Source organism: Streptomyces sp. NPDC055506, from assembly GCF_053643595.1.
Genome location: NZ_JBSHKH010000066.1, coordinates 22,106 through 43,992, shown reverse-complemented (window position 1 = coordinate 43,992; position 21,887 = coordinate 22,106). Strand labels below are relative to the sequence as shown.

14 protein-coding genes are annotated in these 21,887 nt (G+C 61.4%); 13 read left to right on the top strand and 1 reads right to left on the bottom strand.

The window, feature by feature from the left end; all coding sequences use genetic code 11:
* The first annotated feature begins 735 nt into the window (after positions 1-735).
* From ACWIF2_RS24095 to ACWIF2_RS24085, 3 genes are all read left to right on the top strand, one after another.
* Positions 736-1,134 (top strand): hypothetical protein, encoded by a 399-nt coding sequence (locus ACWIF2_RS24095; RefSeq protein ID WP_454362697.1) that lies wholly within the window; start codon positions 736-738, stop codon positions 1,132-1,134.
* Between the two features lie 244 nt (positions 1,135-1,378).
* A complete protein-coding gene (locus ACWIF2_RS24090) occupies positions 1,379-2,647 on the top strand; it encodes a restriction endonuclease (RefSeq protein WP_454362696.1) in 1,269 nt (422 codons plus the stop codon).
* Between the two features lie 232 nt (positions 2,648-2,879).
* A complete protein-coding gene (locus tag ACWIF2_RS24085; protein ID WP_454362699.1) occupies positions 2,880-4,316 on the top strand; it encodes a DNA phosphorothioation-associated putative methyltransferase in 1,437 nt (478 codons plus the stop codon).
* A 6-nt stretch (positions 4,317-4,322) separates the two neighbouring features.
* On the opposite strand, the gene dndA is transcribed toward ACWIF2_RS24085, so the two are convergent.
* Complete coding sequence (dndA, locus tag ACWIF2_RS24080; protein WP_454362695.1) at positions 4,323-5,477, bottom strand: cysteine desulfurase DndA; 1,155 nt, start codon at positions 5,475-5,477, stop codon at positions 4,323-4,325.
* A gap of 244 nt (positions 5,478-5,721) precedes the next feature.
* Here dndA and dndB point away from each other — a divergent pair, with 244 nt between their 5' ends.
* The 10 genes from dndB to ACWIF2_RS24030 all read left to right on the top strand — a co-directional run bounded on the left by dndB (position 5,722) and on the right by ACWIF2_RS24030 (position 21,829).
* Positions 5,722-6,861 (top strand): DNA sulfur modification protein DndB, encoded by a 1,140-nt coding sequence (dndB, locus tag ACWIF2_RS24075; protein ID WP_454362694.1) that lies wholly within the window; start codon positions 5,722-5,724, stop codon positions 6,859-6,861.
* Complete coding sequence (gene dndC / locus ACWIF2_RS24070) at positions 6,858-8,438, top strand: DNA phosphorothioation system sulfurtransferase DndC (RefSeq protein WP_454362693.1); 1,581 nt, start codon at positions 6,858-6,860, stop codon at positions 8,436-8,438. The genes dndB and dndC overlap by 4 nt, the downstream gene beginning before the upstream one ends.
* Positions 8,425-10,452: a DNA sulfur modification protein DndD gene (gene dndD / locus ACWIF2_RS24065; RefSeq protein ID WP_454362692.1), complete on the top strand. Its 2,028-nt coding sequence runs from the start codon at positions 8,425-8,427 to the stop codon at positions 10,450-10,452. Before dndC ends, dndD begins: the two co-directional genes overlap by 14 nt.
* On the top strand, positions 10,442-10,822 hold the full coding sequence (dndE, locus tag ACWIF2_RS24060) for a DNA sulfur modification protein DndE (protein WP_454362691.1): 381 nt from the start codon (positions 10,442-10,444) through the stop codon (positions 10,820-10,822). The genes dndD and dndE overlap by 11 nt, the downstream gene beginning before the upstream one ends.
* 1,484 nt (positions 10,823-12,306) lie before the next feature.
* Positions 12,307-14,181: an Lsr2 family DNA-binding protein gene (locus ACWIF2_RS24055; protein WP_454362690.1), complete on the top strand. Its 1,875-nt coding sequence runs from the start codon at positions 12,307-12,309 to the stop codon at positions 14,179-14,181.
* On the top strand, positions 14,181-16,325 hold the full coding sequence (locus ACWIF2_RS24050) for a DNA phosphorothioation system restriction enzyme (RefSeq protein WP_454362689.1): 2,145 nt from the start codon (positions 14,181-14,183) through the stop codon (positions 16,323-16,325). Before ACWIF2_RS24055 ends, ACWIF2_RS24050 begins: the two co-directional genes overlap by 1 nt.
* Positions 16,326-16,352: 27 nt before the next feature.
* On the top strand, positions 16,353-16,517 hold the full coding sequence (locus ACWIF2_RS24045; protein ID WP_010984359.1) for a hypothetical protein: 165 nt from the start codon (positions 16,353-16,355) through the stop codon (positions 16,515-16,517).
* A complete protein-coding gene (locus ACWIF2_RS24040) occupies positions 16,514-18,568 on the top strand; it encodes an AAA family ATPase (protein WP_319229903.1) in 2,055 nt (684 codons plus the stop codon). Before ACWIF2_RS24045 ends, ACWIF2_RS24040 begins: the two co-directional genes overlap by 4 nt.
* The gene (locus tag ACWIF2_RS24035) at positions 18,568-19,035 is read left to right on the top strand and encodes a DNA phosphorothioation-associated protein 4 (RefSeq protein WP_454362688.1); all 468 of its coding nucleotides are present in this window, start codon (positions 18,568-18,570) and stop codon (positions 19,033-19,035) included. Before ACWIF2_RS24040 ends, ACWIF2_RS24035 begins: the two co-directional genes overlap by 1 nt.
* A gap of 1,075 nt (positions 19,036-20,110) precedes the next feature.
* A complete protein-coding gene (locus ACWIF2_RS24030; protein ID WP_454362687.1) occupies positions 20,111-21,829 on the top strand; it encodes a hypothetical protein in 1,719 nt (572 codons plus the stop codon).
* Positions 21,830-21,887: the final 58 nt, after the last annotated feature.

Below are 21,887 nucleotides of genomic sequence, written 5' to 3'. Positions count from 1 at the left end.
CAGTACTACTGGGTCCCGCTCTTCTGCTCAGGCATCTACGCTGCTCAACCGCATGATCATGTTGGCTGAAGCGAAGTGCCCCCGGCAGGATTCGAACCTGCGCACACGGCTCCGGAGGGGGCTTCTGACTTGTGGAAATGCGCAGGTCACAAAGCTTAGGGGCGCCTGCTGAGATCACCCCGTCCACAGGTAGTCCACGGCCTGGCGCTGGAAGTCAGGCCAGGCGTGGGACGTAGCACCCGTCACGAGGGCACAGCAGGAACCAGTAGTTCCCGCCCGCGACACCGATGGCAGAGGCCAAGAACACGAGTGCCCTCTGATGAGTCTCGACATCCATTCGACAGCACACTTAAACCCTGTCAGCGCCCTCGCGGTGTGTGAACGAACCTGGGTCTCTTGTCAGTGCCGTATGCAACACTGTCTCCGGTTTTGATCAATGGGGGATCGATGGACGAGATAGGGCAAGTAGTCGTTGCCGCTGGGCGGCATCTGGCACTTAAACCGCGAGGTCGTCGGTGGGCCCATGCCTCCCTTTGTGTCCTGGACGCCGTCTTCTCTATCAACGCTCACTACGAGCGGCACACGGTCCCGACCTGCCACCGCTACGCGGGCTGGGCTGGCATCTCGGACCCGCTGTCAGGTAGTGCGCAACTCCCTGTCCGCGACGAGTAACCGCTACAGGGTTTCGTTACGCACATCCAGACCCACGGCGAAGCGGCATTTTCTTCGGAGATCTTGCAGAACAGGCAGCGCACACGGGCAAACCGCGATGCTCCGTTGAAGGTGGCTGCTGCCCGTCAATACGCCGAGATCCTGGTATCCCACGGCATTACAACCCTCGCTGAAGCCAACGCGTCGCTCGCTGACTTGGACAAGCTGAAGGCCGTTGAGCGTGACCTCGCGCGGGTTACCGGCCACGGCTCCGGCGCACGTCTCACCTACCTGTGGATGCTCTTGGGGGACGACAGCCGCATCAAGCCGGACCGGATGGTTCTTCGATGGCTGCAAACAGTGCTGCAGCACACGGTGACTACGGTCCAAGCGATCGAACTCATCACTGAGGCTGCGGCACGCTTGAGGTGCACACCGTGGGAGCTAGACCACGCGATCTGGGAAAGCCAGCGGAAGGTCTGACCGCTCGACAGTCACTCGCGCCCGACTCCGGAGGGCGTCTGCTTCAGCCGGTCAGGGGGATGGGTACCTCTCGATAGCTACTGCTCGTCCACCACCTGTCCGATGGGTGCGGGGCCAAATCCCCTGACCCCACGGTGGGTTGTCAGACCTCAGTGTCATGCTTGCTCCTGATGCTCGCGTCGCTTCATGCGTCGGCCGCACCGACAACACGCGCACAATCTGACAGAAGGTACACAAACCTCTGATGGACTCCGCCTTCACAGTTCTCGCCACTCCTGGACAGCTCACCGCTCACAAGGTCTACGAAGTCCTCCGTGACCACAGTGGGGGCCCTCTGGAGTTTGATCGAATTCTCACGAAATTGGGTGACGAACAGATCGCCGGCAGTACCCTCGCGCAAGAGCAGTTGCTTGAAGCGTTGTTGAGGGATGACAGATTTCGTTCGGCGCGAGGGTATCGACAGCGCTTTTCGATGTCCGGGAGGTCTATTCGCCTCCGCCCTCCTGGCAACCGAGCTGAGCTGGCCATTGAACAAGAGAATGAGCAAGTCAAGGAGCAGCTGCTGAAGCAGTTGCGAGAAGTTCCTCCGGAAGTTTTCGAGCACATTGTAGCTGACTTGTTTACTGCGATGAGATACGAAGACGTAAAGGTCACTAGAAGGTCTAAGGATGGTGGCGTTGACGTCCGAGCCACTCTCGTTGCAGGCGGCGTTATGACAGTACCTACCGCGATTCAAGTGAAGCGCTGGTCGAAACCGGTGACCGTCAAGGAGGTTAGAGAACTCAGGGGCACGCTGAGGGCCGGTACGCAAGGGATCATCGTGACCACCGGAAAGTACACTAAAGATGCTCCCAAGGAGGCCCTGGATGATGCTCTCACTCCAATTCACCTGATCGATGGCCGGTTGTTGACTGATTTGCTGACTGAGCACGGCATTGGAGTCCAAGCGTCGCGCCTTTCCCTCCTTTCCCTCGACTTGGAGGCATTGGCAACTATTACAGGCAAGGCTGGGAGTCCCATTCAAGGAAGCTCCTCCCAACCGTCTCAGAATGCTCAGCCGCGCTACTACATCGAGAAGATGCCATCGGATCGAGGTAGGGATCTTTTGGGCTGCATCGTCTCTATGACCGAGCTTGCCGATGGTCAGCCGAGTTGGGATGACTACGTCGCCAAATTCCAGGAGCGGTTTCCTGCGATCACACGCTCCGATGAGGCGCGTCGACGGTCGCGTGTCCTGGTTTCCCTGGGGCTAGTTGATGTTGAGAATGACCACATGAACTTGACCCTGGCTGGTCGGAAATTGCTGGAATATCCTGATTCAAGCTTCCTTCTCGAGCTGTTTCTAAGCCGTATCGTGGGTGCCCGGGAAATCGAAGAACTATCCAGATCTCTCACAAGGGCGGATCTACGCAAAAAGCTCCAGGATGGATCCCTGGCGGGGCTTACCCCTACTCAAGCGACACTGGTCGAGAAGTGGCTCAGTCACATAAAGAGGCCTGCTGCATCCCGATAGGACGCGGGGTGGTAGACGCGGCGGCGGCGAGCGTCAGGTGCTGCACCCCTCGCGTGTGCTAATAGCCGGGCTACGTTCACCGTCGCAAGGCCTGGCCAGCGTGCGTGGCAACCGTCCACTGCCAGACAGCCGCCTGCTGGCGCTTTGGGGCAGCTTTGTCGTTGCGTGGGTATGCCGGTCCAATGTCTTCTACCCTGCTGATGGTGTCGTTACCTGGACGCAGGTGTCTGTTATGCAGCAAGGGTGGGGTAGTGAGCGTCGCCGGACGGCGATTGGGCGGATGGCGCTGTCGGTGCCCGCGCGTCAGGCGCTAGCGGACCGCCAGTTGGTACCTGAGCGGACGATCCTCGACTTCGGCTGTGGCCGTGGTGACGATGTCAGGGCCTTGGAGCAATTGGACTGCCAGGTAGCTGGGTGGGATCCGTATTACCGCTCCGATACCCGGCTGGTCGCCAGCGACGTCGTGTTGCTGACCTACGTGTTGAACGTGATCGAGGATCCGGTCGAGCGTCGGCAGACCTTAAAGCAGGCGTGGGAGCTGACCTCGACGCTGTTGGTTGTCTCAGCCCGGCTGACCTGGGAGAAGTCAAAGGTCCAGGGTCAGCAGTTCGGTGACGGTCTACTGACGAGTCGGCAGACGTTCCAGCATCTATATGCCGCGAGTGAGCTTCGGGCGTACGTGGAGCAGGTGACCGGCGCGCGGGTGGTAGCGGCCGCGCCCGGAGTCGTCTACGCGTTCCGGGATGAGGGCGCCCGTCTGAGCTACCTGGCGCAGCGGGTGATCCCGGATGCCGAGTGGCTTGCTTCCGAGGACACTGCCTCAGCGGTGAGTGCGGTGGTGGACTTCTTCGAGCGCAGGGGACGTCCGCCGCGGATTGAGGAGATGCCGCGGACCGTTGCGGAGCTCTTGGCTCATCTGCGGCCTGGCGACGTCAAGCGCCTGGTGCGGGATGGTGCTGATCCTGAGCGGGCCACTGCGGGAGCTAAGCGATCGACGTTGAACACGTTGCTCTACCTGGCGGTGGAGCTGTTCAACGGTCGTGGGCCGTTCGGGAGTCTGCCAGTGGGCTTGCAACAGGACGTGCGCACGTTCTTCAGTTCCTACAAGGAGGCGTGTCAGCGGGCTGACCGACTGTTGTTGAAGCTCCGCGACGACGGCTATGTGCGCAATGCCATGAATGCCTCCATTGCGGGCAAGGTGACACCGACGGCGCTGTACGTGCATCGACGCGCGCTGGAGCGGATCCCGACGGTATTGCGCTTGTACGAGCACTGCGCATCGATCGCTGCCGGCCGCCCGGAGCAGTGGACCGTGGCCAAGCTCAAGCACCAAGGGCGAGCGGTCTCGTGGCTGGACTACCCAGACTTCGACAAAGACCCGCATCCGCGGATCCGGTCCTCTTACATGGTGGACCTGCAGACGCTTGAAGCTTCCCACCTCTCATACGAGCGCTCGGCCAACCGGCCGCTGCTGCACCGCAAGCACGAGTTTCTGGCACCAGATGATGCGGACGTGCAGCGATACCGTCGATTGACCGAGTCTGAGATGCGGGCGGGGTTGTATGAACGGCCGCACCTGATCGGAACCGAGAATGGTTGGGAGGCCGAGCTCGTCAGGTGTGGCCGGCAGCTGCGCGGGCACCGGCTGGTGCGTCGCTCCGAGGCGTAGGGCTGGTCAACCTTCCTGAGGCTGCATGCTGGCAATGGTCTCGGCGAGCGGGAGGGGGTCGAAATCGGCTGCCTGGGAAGGGAACCAGGAAAGACGCAGCCCGTTGGCAGCCACGGCGTCGTCCAGGTCCATCGCCTGAAGGACGTGGCTGGCCGTGTAAGACGCGCTGGTGCAGGCCGAGCCGGTGGCGATGGCGACCTGGTCTTTGAGACGGACGATGAGTGCTTCGGCATTCAGCTCATCGAAGCTGACGTTGAGGATGTGGGGGACGCTGTGCTCGGGGTCTCCGTTGAGGTGGAAGCGTGTCGTGCTGAGCGCAGCAAGGATCCGTTCGCGCATCGCCTTCGCCTCCCGCTCCCATGCCTCCCGGCTCTCGGTGAAGATCCTCGCGGCCTCGCACAGGCCCATGATCAATGGCACCGCGAGAGTGCCGGGGCGCAGTTTGCGCTCCTGCCCACCGCCGAACATGATCGGCTGCAGCGGCACCCTGTCCCATCCCCGCCGGCGGGTGATAAGAGCGCCGATGCCCTTCGGGGCGCCGATCTTGTGGCCCGAGATGCTGATCAGATCGATGGGCGCCATCAGGTCGGCGGGGACTTTGCCGTAGCCCTGAGCGGCGTCGACATGCAGATAGGTGGGCGTGACGCGCAGCTTCTCGGCGAGTTCGGCGACCGGCTGGATGACGCCGGTTTCGTTGTTGACGTGCATCAGCGACACCGCCAAGGTGTCCGGACGCAGCCGATCCAGTACGGCGTCGGCGGTGATGCGGCCGCTGGGGCCGGGGGAGAGGAAGTCGACCTCGAAGCCGCGGGTATCGCGTAGGTGCGTCAGCGGCTCCAGTACCGCCTTGTGCTCGATGGCGGAGGTGATGATGTGCTTGCGACCCGTGAGCTCGCCGTGCGGCGCCAGCCCGAGCAGAGCGATGTTGTTGGACTCCGTCGCCCCGCTGGTGAAGATCACTTCTTCCGTCTTGGCGCCCACGGTGCCGGCGATGAAGGAACGCGCCTGCTGCACCGCCTTCTTGGCGCGTGCACCGTACTCGTGGGTGCGGCTGCCGGCGTTGCCGAAGTCCTCAGTCATCCAGTGCAGCACCACATCGGCAACCCGCGGGTCCACCCGTGTCGTCGCCGCCACATCCAGATACGCCACCACGGCGCTCACCCGCCTCTTTGCACGCTTGCATAACGGTCGTACGTCAAGTGGTTAACGTACACGCTGAGACCGCGGCGCGCGGAGCCATCACCCCAGTACGTCAACATCGTCCTCGCGGCGCTTGTTCCCGTGTCGTTCGCCGATTGCAGGCGCATGGTTGAAGGAGTGGTACGTCATTTTGTGCACCTGAGTACGTCGAGAGCAGAGTGGCGTACGTTTCTCAGGACACGTACGCGCACGCTAGAGTGCACGGGTGCAGACTGAAGCGGCGAGCAATGCTGCGGGGCGGGCTGTCTCGCGAGTGTCTAATGGCTTTGAGTACACCTTCCCTGCGATCCGTGGGGTGCAGGCGGGGCGAGAGTTTTATGCGTCGATGTGCCCGTTGCGGCTCATCCCGAAGATCTTCCTCTTCGACGAAGATGATCTCTCCGCCGAGCTGAGAGCCCAGCGCGTCCTGAACAAGGGACGTCTGCCGGCGCTCGCCCGCTACATCCTGGACAACCCCGAGGACTACGTCTTCAGCGCCCTGACCGCCTCCGTGGACGGAGACATGGTCTTCGATAGCCAGGGAGCCGAAGGAGCTGCGCACCGTACCGGGCAGCTGCGCATCCCCATGGATGCACGTTTCCTCATCAACGACGGGCAGCACCGCCGCGCCGCCATCGAGCTGGCGTTGAAGGAGAACCCCGAACTGGGGGACGAGACCATCGCTGTGGTCTTCTTCCACGACACGGGACTCGCGCGCTCTCAGCAGATGTTCGCCGACCTCAATCGGCACGCCGTCCGTCCGGCGCGCTCGATCGGCGTCCTGTACGACCACCGGGACGTCAACGCACAGATCACCCGGACCCTCACTGAACGCTCGGCCATCTTCAAGGGCTTTGTGGAGATGGAGAAGAGCACCCTGTCCGCCCGCTCCCGCAAGCTGTTCACCCTCAGCGCCTTGTACTTCGGCAACCAGTCCCTGCTCCAAGGCCTCGAGCTGAAGCAAGAGGAAGCCGGCCGGCTGGCGCAGGCGTTCTGGGAGACCATAGATGCGGTGCTGCCCGAGTGGGCGATGGTGCGTGGTAAGCAGCTGTCCGCTCAGGAGATGCGCCGGGACTTCATTCACAGTCACGGCATCGCCCTGCATGCGCTGGGCCGTATCGGCAACTCGCTCCTGCGGGAGTCCACCAAGACGACCGTGTGGAAGAAGCGTTTGGCTCCGTTGAAGCATGTGGACTGGAGCCGGAGCAACGCTGACTGGGAGGGGCGTGCCATCGTCGGCGGTCGCGTCTCCAAAAGCCACCAAAACATGACACTTACTGTTAATTACCTGCGTAAGCATCTGGGCCTGGAGCTGAGCCCGGAAGAACAACGCGTGGAAGACGCATACCTGCGAGGCGAGGCATGACCACCATCCCCCTCAACCTCGGGCTCACCCCCGTACGCCGCAAGCCCTTCAACGGGCGTTTGCTGGACGAGGTCGTCACCGAGCTCACCGAGGAGATCCGCGAGCTCTACACCGCCGACCAAGTGCCCTGGGTCATCGGCTACAGCGGCGGCAAGGACTCCACCGCTGTCCTGCAACTGGTTTGGATGGCCCTGGCAGACCTGCCCGCCGAGCAACGCACCAAGGCCGTACACGTCATCTCCACCGACACCCTCGTGGAGAACCCGGTCGTCGCCGCCTGGGTCTCCGCTTCTCTGGGCACCATGCAGGACGCGGCACAGGCACAGAGCCTGCCGATCGAACCGCACCGCCTCACGCCGGAGATAAAGGACACCTTCTGGGTGAACCTGATCGGCCGCGGCTATCCCGCCCCGCGCCCGAAGTTCCGCTGGTGCACCGAGCGACTGAAGATCAAGCCGTCGAACAGCTTCATCCGCAGCGTGGTCGCTGCCCACGGCGAAGCGATCATGGTACTGGGAATTCGCAAGGCAGAAAGCCAAGCCCGCGCCCGCGCCATGGAGAAGCACGAGAAGCGACGCGTGCGCGACCGCCTCTCACCCAACGCCAACCTGCCCAACTCCCTCGTTTACAGTCCCGTTGAGGACTGGACTAACGACGACGTGTGGGAATTCCTGATGCAAAAGCCCAACCCCTGGGGCTACAACAATCAGGACCTGCTCACCATGTACCAGGGCGCCTCCGGGGACGGCGAATGCCCGCTCGTGGTCGACTCCACCACCCCCTCCTGCGGCTCCAGCCGCTTCGGCTGCTGGACCTGCACCCTCGTTGAGCAGGACAAGTCCATGTCCGCCATGATCCAGAACGACGAGGAAAAGGAGTGGATGCTCCCCCTGCTGGATCTGCGCAACAAGCTCGATGCACCGTTCGGCCACTACCAGGACGGAGACCCCGACCTCCCGCCCGGCCGCAAGGCACCCTTCCCGCGCCCGGACAAGCCGGCCCGTGACTTCCGCCGGATGAACGGCAAGGTGATGCTGTTCAACGACGGCGCCATCCACGGGCCCTACCTGCAGTCCTACCGCGAAGAGTGGCTCAAAGAACTGCTCCAGGCTCAAACTTGGATCCGCGCCCACGCCCCCGAGCACGTGCAGAACATCGAACTCATCACGCTCGACGAACTCCATGAGATCCGCCGGATCTGGGTGTTCGACAAGCATGAGGTCGAAGATAGCTTGCCGCAGATCTATCAGGAAGCCACCGGCGAGCCGTTCCCGGGTGGCCCGCTAGATGAGCAGCTTGTCATGGGCTCCGACGAGATGGATGTCCTCAAGCAGGTCTGCGACGGCGACGACCTGCACTACAACATGGTCCGCGAACTCCTCGCCGTTGAGCGGAAGTACCGAACCATGGCTCGCCGGTCCGGCCTCTTCCAGGCTCTCGAGCAAGCCGTGCAAAAGGGCTACTACGACAACCACGAAGACGCCGTGGAATTCGCTACGCGCAAGAAGAAGTGGCGTGACGACATCGCCGAGAACCTGACCTTCGACGACGAAAACGAACTCGATGCTCCTGCGTAAGATCACCCTCGAAGAATTCGGGGCCTACCGCGGCAAGCAGTCTCTTGATCTCACCCCTAAGAAGAACAAGCCGATCATCCTGATCGGCGGGTTGAACGGGTGCGGCAAGACGACCCTGCTCGACGCCATCCAGCTGGCGCTCTACGGCAACCGCGCCCGTTGCAGCGGCCGCGGCACCAAGGCTTACGACGCGTACCTGCGCGAGAGCATCAACCGCAAGGCCGACCCCACCCGCGGCTCTGCCATCACTCTCGAGTTCACCGTCATGACCGGCGGGCACGAGCACTACTACCGCGTCGTCCGCAGCTGGCACATCAGCGGCAAGACCCTCAAGGAATTCCTCAACGTCTACGTCGACGACACCTACGGCGCACGCGCAAAGACGCAACGCAACGTCACGCCCGAGGACAAGTTCAATCGGCTGTTGAGTGAGGGCTGGGCCGACCACGTCGAATCCCTCCTCCCCTTGGAGATCGCCTCCCTGGCCTTCTTCGACGGTGAGAAGATCGAGTCACTGGCCGACCCCGAACGGGCCGCTTCCGTCATCGAGTCCGCCGTCCACTCCCTCCTGGGCGTGAGCACCGTCCAGCAACTGCGCAACGATTTGCTGGCCTTGCAGCGTCGCCAGAAGTTGTCCGACGAGGAACAGCACCTGCTGGACAACATCCGCGCTCAGGAAGCCGAACGCGAAGCGGTGCTCTCCCAGTACGACATCGCCCATCAGGAACTCGCCCACTCCCGCACCGAACTCGGTAAGGCGCAGCGCAAGCTGGACAGCCTGGAGAAGGCGTTCGCCGACGAGGGCGGCGACCTGTTCACTAGGCGCATCGAGCTGGAGAATGACAAAAAGCAGGCCGCCGCCCGCCTGGCCCAGGTGCGCGGCGAACTGATCCAGCTGGCCGCGGGCCCGCTGCCCCTGCTGATGGCCCAGCCGCTCCTGCAGGACGTGCGCCGGCAGGCCGAAAGGGAGCACGAAGCCCAGCAATCGGCACAGGTTCTAGAGGTACTCGAAGCGCGTGACCAGTGGTTGCTGGATCTGGTGCCCGACACCGTCCGCGCCGATGTGCTCAAGCAACTGGCCGCCGACCGCGCCGAGCGTGCCGACAAGACCCAACTGCCGGTGGACCTACGGTTGCCACACGACGCACTGGCCCAGCTCGCCGTCTTGAATGAACTCCTCCAGCGGGACCAGGAGCGCTCACAGCAGCTACTGCACAGCGCCTCAGAACTGACAGAACAACTCGATCAACTGGACCGGCAGCTCGCCGGCGTCCCCGCCCAGGACAAGGTCGAAGCCCTGCAAGTCGCCCGGGACGAGCAGATCGTGGAAGTCGGCCGCAGCCAAGCCGCGTGCGACCGCGCCACGGCCAAGCTGGAGGACCTCAAGCGACGCCGCGAGCATGTCACCACCCTGCTCGAACGGGCCCACAAGGAGTTCGTCCGCACCAAGGTCAAAGCAGAAGAAGTCGAGCGGATCATCAAATACTCTGAAAAGGCCCGCGACACTCTCGAACGCTTCGGCTCCGCACTCCTCAAGCGGCACATCAGCCGACTCGAAGTGGCCGTCCTGCAGAGCTTCAAGGTCCTCATGCGCAAGCAAGGACTCGTGCACGATCTGCGCATCGACACCGACAAGTTCACCCTCACCCTCGCCGATGCCGACGGGGAGCCTATCGACCCCGCGCGTCTGAGCGCCGGCGAGCGCCAGCTCCTGGCCGTCTCCCTGCTGTGGGGCCTGATGCGGGTCGCCGGCAACCGCCTGCCCAGCGTTATCGACACCCCGCTGGGCCGCCTCGACAGCCGTCATCGCGAGCACCTCGTCGACCGCTACTTCCCCAACGCCAGCGACCAGGTTCTCCTGCTGTCCACTGACGAGGAGATCGACGAGTACCTGCTGGGCCGCTTGAAGAAGTCCGTCGCCCAGACCTACACCCTCGTCCACGACGACACCGAGTTCACCACCGCTGTGGTCGAAGGCTACTGGTGGAACGCAGGAGCACAGCATGCCGATTGACAACGTCCGCCTGTCCCAGCCAGCGAAGGACCGGCTGATCTACCTCAAGCGCACCACCGGCATCACCCAGTGGAACGTACTGTGCCGCTGGGCGTTGTTGCTGTCCCTCAAAGACGCCTCGACTCCGCTGGTCAAGGACATCGTCACCGACTCCAACGTGGAGATGACCTGGAAGACCTTCGCCGGCCAGCACGGTGATGTCTATCTGGCCCTCCTCAAGCAGCGCTGCGCGGCGGTTGGGCAGGAAGCATCCGATGAGAACGTCGCTCGCATGCTGACCGTGCACCTGCACCGCGGCATCGGATATCTCGGCGCGGACAAGGCGATGGCCACCATCGAAGGAATGATCGGCGCCGTCGTGCCCTCCTGACGCTCCTCCCCCCGAGCGCCTGCCGGGGGGGATGCATTCGTCCCGCTCTGGACTGCCCCCAAACACAAAGAGAAGACAGACCCTTTACCTCTCTCTGTCGGGCGTGCGAACCCTCGTATGCCCGACAACTCATGTCCGAACACCGCACGGCCCCGCAGCCTCTGCACCATCCCCCGCCCTGCGCAGTTACCGCGGGGGAGAGGTTTTGCACGAGCCATGGACACGGCTGCGACGCCACCGAGACCGCTTCGCTTCGCCGTGAGCCTGCTCCAGTCGGCAGCTCACGCAGGCGGCCAAGCTTCCACGTCAATAACGGGCGCTTAGCTCCTTTTCGGCCCCCGAGCGCGACGTCGGCTCTGTGCAGGCAGCCAGCGGGTGTGCGCACATGACGCTCCGTTCCGTGCCACCAGTTGGCCCGCACGGAGCCATCCATGCCGACGGGACGGCGGCAGCCCCTCAAGGAGAACATGACGGTATGCCATGTTTAGAAGGGTATGTCACTTAGAGCGATTCAGCGCGGGCACCGTTCACACCACCAAGCGGCCGGTGTGCAGCAGGTCCTGATTCAGCCTCCGAGGGGATAGTGGTCGAAGCGTGATACATCGAAGCGAAGAATCCCACCTGCACGTTCCGCTACGATGCCGGGCGGAAAGTGGTCGCCCCCACCGCCACGTTCCGCTTGCCGAGACGCAAAGTGCGAGGCAGAGCGTGGCATTGCCCGCACTGCCTCGTCGCACCGTGACGTTGCGTCGCCCTCGGTGATTGATACGCGCGAAGGGCAGGACTCAACTCTCCATGCTGCAGGACCCTCTGCACCGCACACGGTCGGATCGGGCCGCTGTGGGAACGTGCGCGCCGATTACTGCACACCCTGTACCCGGTGATGGCGGCGGCCCTATAGGGGCGGCACTGGTCGGCCAACATGGTGCCCGCAGATTGTGCACTGCTCGGCAGGTGTGGTCTGACCTCCGCCCGTGCTGCAGCAGCCCCGCTGCCTACGCCCAGCTTCGAACGTGGTCGGCACATGATGGCGAGGTGCGGCAAGTACGGTCGACATCCATCGCACTCACGCCGTTGCCCCAAACCAGGCGACAACCCACCCTTCATACTCGGGCCGACGGGGGCTGGCCCTTGCCCCGTTGAGGGACTCGGCGATGTAACGGACTATCGGGGGCGGGGGGTTTGCCGCATGCGAAGCTGCAAGAAATACCGCGAGGTCATCAATGAAGAGCGACTTCTCGGGCCGCTGACCTTCCGTACGGGTGAAATGCACATCCGATATGGGAGTGAAGTAACCATGGTGGGAGCATAAAGTGTCAGCATTCTCAGCGGAGTCGTCGGAGCATGTTAACACGTGGATTAGTGTATTCCCGTGGGTCGAATATCTCGATGCCCCAGACCTTATCGACCTCCAAAGACTCGGGGGACCTGCTCAGTGGTGGAGTAAGGAAAGTCCGGCGCAGACGGCGATGAGACGGGCTTCCATGGAAGAAGTCTTTGACCTGCTCAGCGGCATTCTGCTGTCTAGCGGGAACCTCGTGGACGAAGACTGCGCAATACTCTTTACGGCTTTGCCTGCCACCACTGTCATCGAAGACATCGATATGGAAAACGATGGTGCCAATGCAGCATTGGCGGAGTTCGGAGTTCTTGCGCTGGGTGATTTGCGGGGCATAACACCGCATGATCTCAGTTTGCACCTTCCCCTGACGCACGATGAGGTGGTCACACTCCTGAGTGCTGTAATGCGTGCAGTCGCCCTGCCAAACGAAAGCTCGCACGGTGTAGCGGTAACACAGTGGTTCAGTGAGTTGGACAGTGTAGAGCAAAGTATTCTGCTCTCGCATCGATGTGCCCGTCAGGAACTGTCCACACTGGCGATACAGCACCGCATGCCTTTGGAACGCCTGCAGGAAATGCGCGACGAGCTATCCCATCGCCTCGATGCTGCCATGGCCACATCCTCTGCTTTGCGGGCAGCCGTGGCGGATTTCGACCACGTCACCCATGCGCCGACGCCTATGGCGCAGCTCCAGTTCCGTCGTCCGTGGCTAGGCGGCTTTTTGCCGGGTAGCGATGTGAGTCTCGTGTCGCTGCTGTCCTCCCTGCGTCACGCCGAAGTGCAGGAACAATGGATATGTCGTCCCTCTGTGCGCGAGCAAGTGCAGAAAACTCTGAGCATCCTTGGTTTTGAAGCGGATGAGGTTATGGCGCTTCCTGTTGCTCGGAGAATATTGAGTCAACGGGGATGGGTTGCAGCGTACATTGATGCCTGGCTCGACTTCTGCGGGATTCCTTCCCGATCGGGTCAGCTGCAATTCAGTGGCATGTCCACCCCCGAACTCGGTGATCTTCCGCGACGGGACGCTCAGCCCGCGCCGATCGATCGCCCACCTGCGAAGAATCTCGACGATGCGCCACAGTCTGGCATGCACGATCATGACGGGGATTCGGAGTCGCTTTCTTCGGCTGGTGGCACATCATCGCAGGCAGATGCCGTCGCTATTCGCGCATGGGCACGCAGCAACGGGTTTGCCATAGGTGAGCGCGGGCGTATTCCGCGAGTTATCCAAGAAGCCTATACTGCAGCACTCGGCGACATGTCGCATGCTGCCTCCCCGCGAGAGGTTCCACCACTATCTCTCACCCGGGATGATCCTTCCAGCTCGTCGGATAGCGCGATTGCCGAGGAATTCGCGACGCTCGCTGCTCTGCTGAACCCCGATGATCAGGGCATAACAATCGGTTCTCTCTTGCGGCTCGGGGAAGAACTGCCGCAGCAGGTGCAAGACATTGTCCACCGCATCCTGAACGCCACTCTGGGGGAAAATGGCTGGATCGTGGACAGGGAAGAAGTCACACAGGCTAGCGCGGGTGCCCCTGTCCGGAAAACGCTTAAGCAGCGCGCTCTGGAAGTACTCCAGGCAGCTGATCATCCGCTTTCGACCGGCGAACTCACCTCACGCATGGGCGACACCGTAAATGAGCGGTCCTTGAAGGTGCAACTTGCCGCGGACCTACGTTTCACGCGCAGCGATATCGACTCCTGGGCGCTGGCAGAATGGCAATTGCGCCCTTACACCAGCGTGCGTGAACTGGTGGAAGAAGAAGTCGATAAGGCGGGTGGCAGTATAGAAAGTGACGAGCTCGTGGAGGTGTTGACGCAAGCTTTTTCCATCAAAGAATCCACGCTGCGACAGGTGGTCTCCTCTGCACCTTTTACTGCTCGCGGGGGACGAGTGCAACGCCTCACCGACCTCGAGAGCCGGAGGTACAAAGGGGACACGCACGGGGTCGACGAGCCCGCCGACAATAGTGCGGGTGTTCAGCTCGCCCGGGATCTCGGATTGGACTTCTAGTGCACGCTATTGAAGCTCTCCGGGATGCCGGTCTTGGGGGAGAGTACCGTAGTGACCGCGGCAATGTTGTCGATGAGTTCTACGTACCGGCTCTGCGGGCATCGACCGAGTATGATCGTGCTGTCGGGTATTTCACGGCGTCTGTCCTGGCCGTCATCGGCGAGGGCATAGAAGAATTCACCCGGCGCGCCGGGACGATGCGCGTCGTGGCGTCGCCCTATCTCCTCGCCGAAGACATCGCCGACATTGAAGCGGGCTACGAGCTCCGCGCCGTCATGGAGAAGGCTGCCCTACGTGACCTGGAGCGTGCGACGGAAGACGTCAGGGCGGTACGCGGACTGGGCAAGCTCGGCGCGCTCATCGCCGAGGGGCGACTGGATATGAAGCTCGCCTACGTCACGGCCGGCAGCCGGGTCGGCATGTATCACGAGAAGATCGGCGTCTTCCGCGATGGCCATGACCTCGTCGCGTTCAAGGGCAGCGCGAATGAGACTCTGTCGGGCCTGGTGGGCAACTTCGAATCCATCGAGGTCTTCCGTAGCTGGGACGAGCGAGACCGTGAACGGGCTTCGCGTATCAGCAAAGACTTCGACGACCTGTGGCATGACAAGACCCCCCTGCTTCGGGTCATGCCCTTCACCGACGCCGCTAAGCAGATCATCGAGCGCAGCAGCTGCGCCGCAGCTGACCCCGACGACGACACAGTGATCCCCCCGTCGGGCGCACCGATCACCGTCATCCGCGAAGACCGCACCGGCATGCTGACCATCCCTCCGCAGCTGCGAGTGCGCGACTACCAGAAGAGGGCTGTCACCCAGTGGTTTGCCCAGCAAGGCCGCGGCATCCTGCGCATGGCAACTGGCACCGGCAAGACCCTCACCGCCCTGTCCGCCGCCGCCCAGGTGACCAAGATGCTCCACAAGGCTGGCGAACCGCTGCTCACCGTCGTGATCGCCCCCTACCAGCACCTGGTCGACCAGTGGGCGATGGACATCGAGTGGTTCGGCGTGCGCCCCCTACGCGCCTACGAGTCGACCGCCTCATGGTTCCCCCACGCCTCCCAAATGTTGGATTCGCTGGCGCTGCACACCACCCGCGGTGGCGTCATCATCACCACGAACAAGACTTTCGGCGAGACCGCCTTCCAAAGCATCCTCCAGCGCTACCGCGGCCAGCTCCTCCTCATTGCTGACGAGGCACACAACCTCGGCGCCCGGCACATCCGCTCCAAGCTGCCCGACAGCGCGCAGTTTCGCCTCGGACTGTCTGCCACCCCGGAACGCTGGTTCGACGACGAAGGAACCACCGCACTCACCGACTACTTCGGCCCGGTGGTCTTCGAGCTGGGCCTCGGCGACGCCATCAAAGCAGGAGCACTGTGCCGCTACACCTATAAGCCCGTGATCGTGGAACTGGATGCCGATGAGACCGACCTCTACATAGAGATCACCGAAAAGATCGGCAGGCTGTTCGCGATGCAACAGTTCTCCGAACAGGCCGACGACAATAGCCCTCTGGGCCACCTGCTGCGTAAACGAGCCAACCTCCTCGGCCACGCCCGCGCGAAACTCCCAGCGCTGCGACGGGAGATCAGCCAACGCAGCGAGGAGTGGTATCAGCTGCTGTACTGCGCAGAGGGACAGCACCCCCTGTCCTACGAAGACGGCGCCGCGCCCGAACCAGCGCAGATCGATCAGGTACTCGACCTCGTCGGCAACCAGCTACAGATGCCCGCCGCTCGCTACACCGCCGAGACCAAGCGACCCGAACGTCGTCAGGTCCTGCAGCAGTTCGCCGACCGCAAGCTGCAAGTGATCGCCTCCATGCGCTGCCTGGACGAAGGCGTCGATGTGCCCGCCGCCCGCACCGCATACCTGCTGGCCAGCTCCTCCAACCCCCGGCAGTTCATTCAACGCCGTGGCCGAGTACTGCGACAGGCACCCGGCAAGACCATGGCCGACATCGTCGACTTCATCGTGGTCCCCCCATCCGATATGCCCGATCTGCAGGACCGCACCGAACGCAGCATGGTGGCCCGCGAGCTGGCCCGCGTGACGGAGTTCGCACAACTGGCGGACAACGAAGCCGAGACCCTCGACCTCCTTCGTCCACTACGCCTGCGATATGGCCTGCTCGACACCTGATCCACTGCATCACCAAACGGAGTAGACGTGAGCGAGAAGAAAACTGCGCAGGACGTACTGAGTCAGCTGTCACCCGAGGGCGTCAAACTCGCAAGGCGTGTCATCGAGTTGGAGCGCGAGAACTTGCACATCAGAAGTTCAACCACCGTGGTCAACGAGATCGTGGCGGCCGTGAAGGGACTGATCAAGTGAAACTCCTGAGGCTGACCCTTGACAACTTTCGCGCGTTCTACGGCCGTCAGACGCTGGACCTCGCCGTCGATGACTCCAAGCCGGCGGTACTGATCTTCGGCAACAACGGTGCAGGCAAGACCACCCTCCTCAATGCCTTCGCCTGGGCGTTGTACGGCAAGTTCTCCGCCGACGTCGAGCAGCAGCACCGCGTCATCCATGACCACAAATGGGCCGAGACCCCGCACGGCACACCCGTCAGCGCGTCGGTGGAGCTGAGATTCGAACACGCAGGGGTGATCTTCACCGCGCTGCGTGAGGTGGCCACCGTCAAGAACACTGATGAGCAGATAGCCTCCGCAGCCAAACTCACCCTCAACGAGATCAAAAACGGCGAGAGCAAGCCCGTAGCCAACGGCCAGGATCGCATCGAGAAGATCCTTCCCGAAGGCCTGCGTCGCTTCTTCTTCTTCAACGGTGAGCGCATGGAGAAGATGTTCACCAGCGAGGAGAACAACGACGAGGTCAAACGTGCCATCAAGACTCTGATGGATCTTGAACCGATGGAGCGGGCGATCACCGAGCACCTTCCTGCAGCCGCACGACGCCTCGCGAAGGAGATCGACAAGGGTGGCGACAGCCGCCTCCAGCAGCTGCGCGATCAACAGGAAAGCCTCGAACAGCAGCGTGATGATGCCGCCCGCCGTGCGCAGAAAGTCTCCCGCGACATAAGCAGCTACGAGAGCGAAGTCCGGGAGATGGAACGAGCGCTGCGTAGCCACTCGGAGTCCAAGCCTCTGCAAAACGCTCGTAAGAAGCTCGAATGGAAAATCAACGAGATGGGCGGGCAGCTCCAGGACCGGTACGCACGCAAGCGTGAGATCCTGTCCAAGGGAGGATTTCTTGCCTTCACGTCGCACATAGACGAAACGGTGATCGGGCTGGCAGAAGCCATGCGCGAGCGCCGTCAACTGCCCGCCGGCATCCAGCGTGACTTCATCGAGGGCCTCCTCGAGGAAGGCACCTGTATGTGCGGCACCCCTGTTCCCCAGGGGAGCGCGGCATATCACGAGCTGGACAAGCGCCGCTACAACGCTGGTCTTGCCGACGTGGAAGCCCGCTGGATGTATGTCAGTGGACAGATGAAGCACCTCGGTGAGGCACGCCAAAAGCTCCTCGACGACCTGCGGCAGGCCACATTCGAGATCCAAAACTGCCAGGATGAGATCAAGAGCCTGGAGGAAGAAAAGAGCGAAATCGACCGTCAGCTGCAGGGCGTCAATATTGAAGACGTACAGCGCCTCGAGCACCGGCGCAAGGAGTACGACGAAAAACGCATCGACGGACTCGCAGAGCACCGCCGTCTGGAAGAGCGCCGTCTCGAATTCGAAGCCGAGATCGACAAGATGAAGAGGCTCTTCAGGTCCGCGCAGGCAGCGGACGAAGCATCCCGCAAGGTCCAGCGGCAGGTCAATCTCGTCAACGAGGTGCTGGACACCTTCCGCGAAGCGCTGGAACTTAAAACCGAAGAGGTCCGTGAACAGCTCGATGCGAAGCTCAAGGAGGTCTTCTCGAGGATCTTCATCAAGTCCTACGAGCCTGAACTGACCGACTCCTTTGAGCTTTTGCTGAAGTCACCCGCCGGCATCGCCATCCGCAGCACAGGCGAGAACCAGGTTCTGGGTCTGTCCTTCGTCGGCGCAGTCTCGGAGATCGCCAAGCAGATCCACCAGCGCAAGGCCAAAGACAACGACGACATCATCGGCGAGGGAGGCATCTACCCGGTCGTCATGGACGCCCCCTTCGGCAGCCTGGACTTCACCTACCAAGAAGAAATCTCTCAGGCACTGCCGAAGCTCACCTCGCAGATCGTCACCCTGCTGTCCAACTCCCAGGCGAGCGGCAAAGTGATGGACAACCTCCAAGGGGCAGCCACCCGTATGTACGTGCTGCGCACTGTCACCCCCAACACCGACGCCGCGCAAGAGACCATTGAGATCAACAATCGGGCCGTCGCCTACGTCACGCACGGCGATTTCGAGCACACCATCTTGGAAGAGGTGGCCTTCTGATGGCATACGAAGACCGTTTCCGCAGGCCAGCCGGCCACGAGGAACTTATCTCGGCCCTGGCCGGCAAAGATGGCCCGTTCAACGCCATGGTGGATGTCCTCATGTTCGCGGCGGTGCTAGGCCGCAACAAGGGCAAGCGCGAGTCCTTCGACAAAGCTGGCGAGCCCATTCGCCTGGCGCTGATCGAAGGACGTCAATACGGCGATGTACTCATCGACATGATCGCCGTGGCGGAGGAGCCCAACGATCCGAAGATCCTCGCTGACGAGTGCCAGCCCGACCGGGTTGAAATCTTCGAGGAGTACGCAAACGGCGGACTTAACTACATCCAGGGCGAGATTAACGCCAGCGGCGGACACGACTACCTCTCCATCATCAGCACCCTAGTCATGGACGCTCTCACCGCACCTGACGAGCGGCAGAACGACGTCTCCGCACTTATGCAAGCCGCAGACCTAGACTGGTAGGGCCGGTATAGGAGCCCAATGCAGACCGCAGCAGCGCTGCCGGTGCAGTACCGGATGTCTTCTCCTATCCGGATAACGAGCACGGACAGAGCGGAAGATTCGGCCAAATCGACTGATCGTCTCATGGGCCCGGCTTATTCGGCGTGAGGTGTGTGGAGCAACGCCACACACCTCACGCCGTACTCTTGTCTTGAGCAGTCTTCCTCGGCTGCGGCATAGGGGAGGGAGCCTTGGGAGGGGGGCGTAAATGACAGCATCTGATGACTCGGTTACGGCGGACGCTGACCCGAAGGTTAGGTGCCAAGATGCTTGAGGTTGAGGAGGCGCCGGAGTCTCCTGGATTGTACGCGTGGTACACATCGTTCCGGCCCGTGACGCCGCGACTGGGGGATTCCTCAATCTGCTTCGCGAGCGCTGGCTACCGCCTACAACTCTGAAAGACACAGCGCCCTATGGGGCACGTGGGACGGTTTACTGGAGCTCGATCACGGCGTGTCCCGACCGATGGTCGCGTCCAGTGAAGCCGAGTCAAGCCGGCATCGGTCAACTGCTCCCATGCCTCATCGCTTCGGCCGTACATCGCTACCCCCTGCACTCGCGGGCCAGGTGTTGAGTACGTCGATCTGACTGACACAGCGGGGCGGCTTCGATCGCACGTGGCTCCGGAGGCCCGTGGGTCGCAGGCATTTTACCTGGTCAAAGCCCCGCAGGCGCTGCGTAGTCTCCCGGCGTTCCACGAATGGGCCACGCGGACCTCACACACGACTTCGCACCGTCTGTGGTGAAGGCGCTCGTCCCCAGTCGGCTCCATGCGGCTGGGTGGCCTACTGAGGGAGCGACGAAGACACCCTGGCCTCCGGCTCACTAGAGACGGAGGCCAGGGGCGCGGGCCGCTTGATCCACTGCTGGTCGTCAGGTCGTCACTAAGTCTCATACCTCCGTTCGGGGGTGAAACCCGCGAGTCGGTCCTTCGAGCGGTTCGTATAACCTCAATTGCCACGGCAGCGCCCTGAGTTGGGTATGGTGTGGTGGCAACAACTGCCCAGCTACCAGGGTCACCAGCCTGCGAGGATGCATGAGTGAGATCGTCAAAGAATATGATGCTTTTCTTGTCCATCAGACTCCAGAGAGTAAGCCTCTAGTTCTTTTTTCGGCCTCCGCGATAGAAATTGAACAGTGGGCAGGTGTTCCAGAGCGCCGGAAGCTGGCAAATGAGGAGACGGCAGGTTTTCAGCGGCAGCAGGATCCTCGGCGTATCGTAGAATTGATGAAATTTTTCGCCGATAGAAATAACGTGGTTCAAAACCCGCTACTCGGCGCCCTTCAGGATAGTCAGAGAGTTCACTTCTCTCTGACCTCACCCGGTTCGCCGTTCGGTCGGCTCAGCATTACTTACGAGGACTACTCATCGTTGTCGATGATGACGATGCTAAAGCGGATCGTGGCGCATCTTGAATCACGCGTTAGTAGTCTTGGGGATGACGTAGTAGACGAGGCGCGCGTCGCTTCTATCATGCGTTTGGAGAGGCTGGAAGCAGAATCAGCAGATAGCGACGATGATGATCGCGACGTCGATGATTCAGACTCAGATATCGACGAAAGTCTAAGCTCGGATGAGTCGACTATAGAGGATTCTGAAGCCACAGCTTCTGTCATGCTCGCAGAGGAAACGCACCTGGTTGATTTCTATACTGAGCTGCGCGCCCGCATCCGTGTACTAGAGCAGCGAGGCGCCGAGGACGCTGAGGAAATTCAGGGCTTCACGAAGTCGGCACTTCTCGCCTACTTGAAGCCTGTCGTTCTTGTTGATGGGCAGCACAGGCTAAGAGGAGCTGTCGAGTCTGCCCGTCAAAGCATTAAGAACAATGACGGGAAATTGAAGATCCTCGATGCGGTGAAAGGTGGATCTTCGCCTGACCTAGCCGCAGAACAAGTGATTGAAAGTCAATCCCGCCGGCTTCCGGTTTCGTTGCTGATGGATGATAGTCCGAGCGAGCATGTGTTTCAATTTGTGGTCGTTAACCAAAAGGCGACCCCGATGGGTAAGGCGCTACTCGGGACCATTGTTTCGACAAGCCTCAGCCGAACCGAGCTATCTGCAGTTGCGGACCGTCTTCGCCGTGCAGGGATCAAACTGGAGGATTCTCAATCCGTAGCATATTTGACCCGCTCAGAGGACAGTCCATTTCGGGGTCTCGTGCAGACAGGAATGGCTGGCGATCGCCCCGATCTCCTGCAGTGGACTGTACTGCGTGGTCTTGTTTCGATTTTTCGCGAGCTGCGGGGTGGACGCCCCTTTAATCAGAAGATCGACTATGCGCGCGCCTGGAAAATGGAATATTTCCCGCAGTGCGGCCTTGTGAGTCCAGGAACAGATGAGGAGAGGTTTGAGGAGTGGTCGCGCCCCGATGGCCCCTGGCGGGATATCTTCGTTAGGTTCTTCTCGCGTGTGCGAGACCATTTTGGTGACCCTGTCGAAGTTGACACCTACAATGGTTGGGGAAGTACGGCTGTAAGTAACCTATTCAATAAAGTCTCACTCACCATCCTTGCTGCCGACTACTTCGACTTTCTCTACACGCAGTCGGAGTCGCTAGTAGATCTGGATGACTTCGAGCGAACCATCGATGACTGGCTCAAGGGTGGTCGGGTAAGCTCCTCCTATTTCAATCGAGATTGGAGGCTTGAGAACGTTAAGAAAGATCAATTGGCTGTAAAAAGGCTTTGGGCTCAAAACTGGCAGGAGTATCGGAAAGTACCTGCAAGCGGACTTCCCAAGAAATTCAAGCCGTAGCCCCAACATGGACACTCACGGGATCAGTAAATTCTATAAGGTGCTCGCGGATACGCTA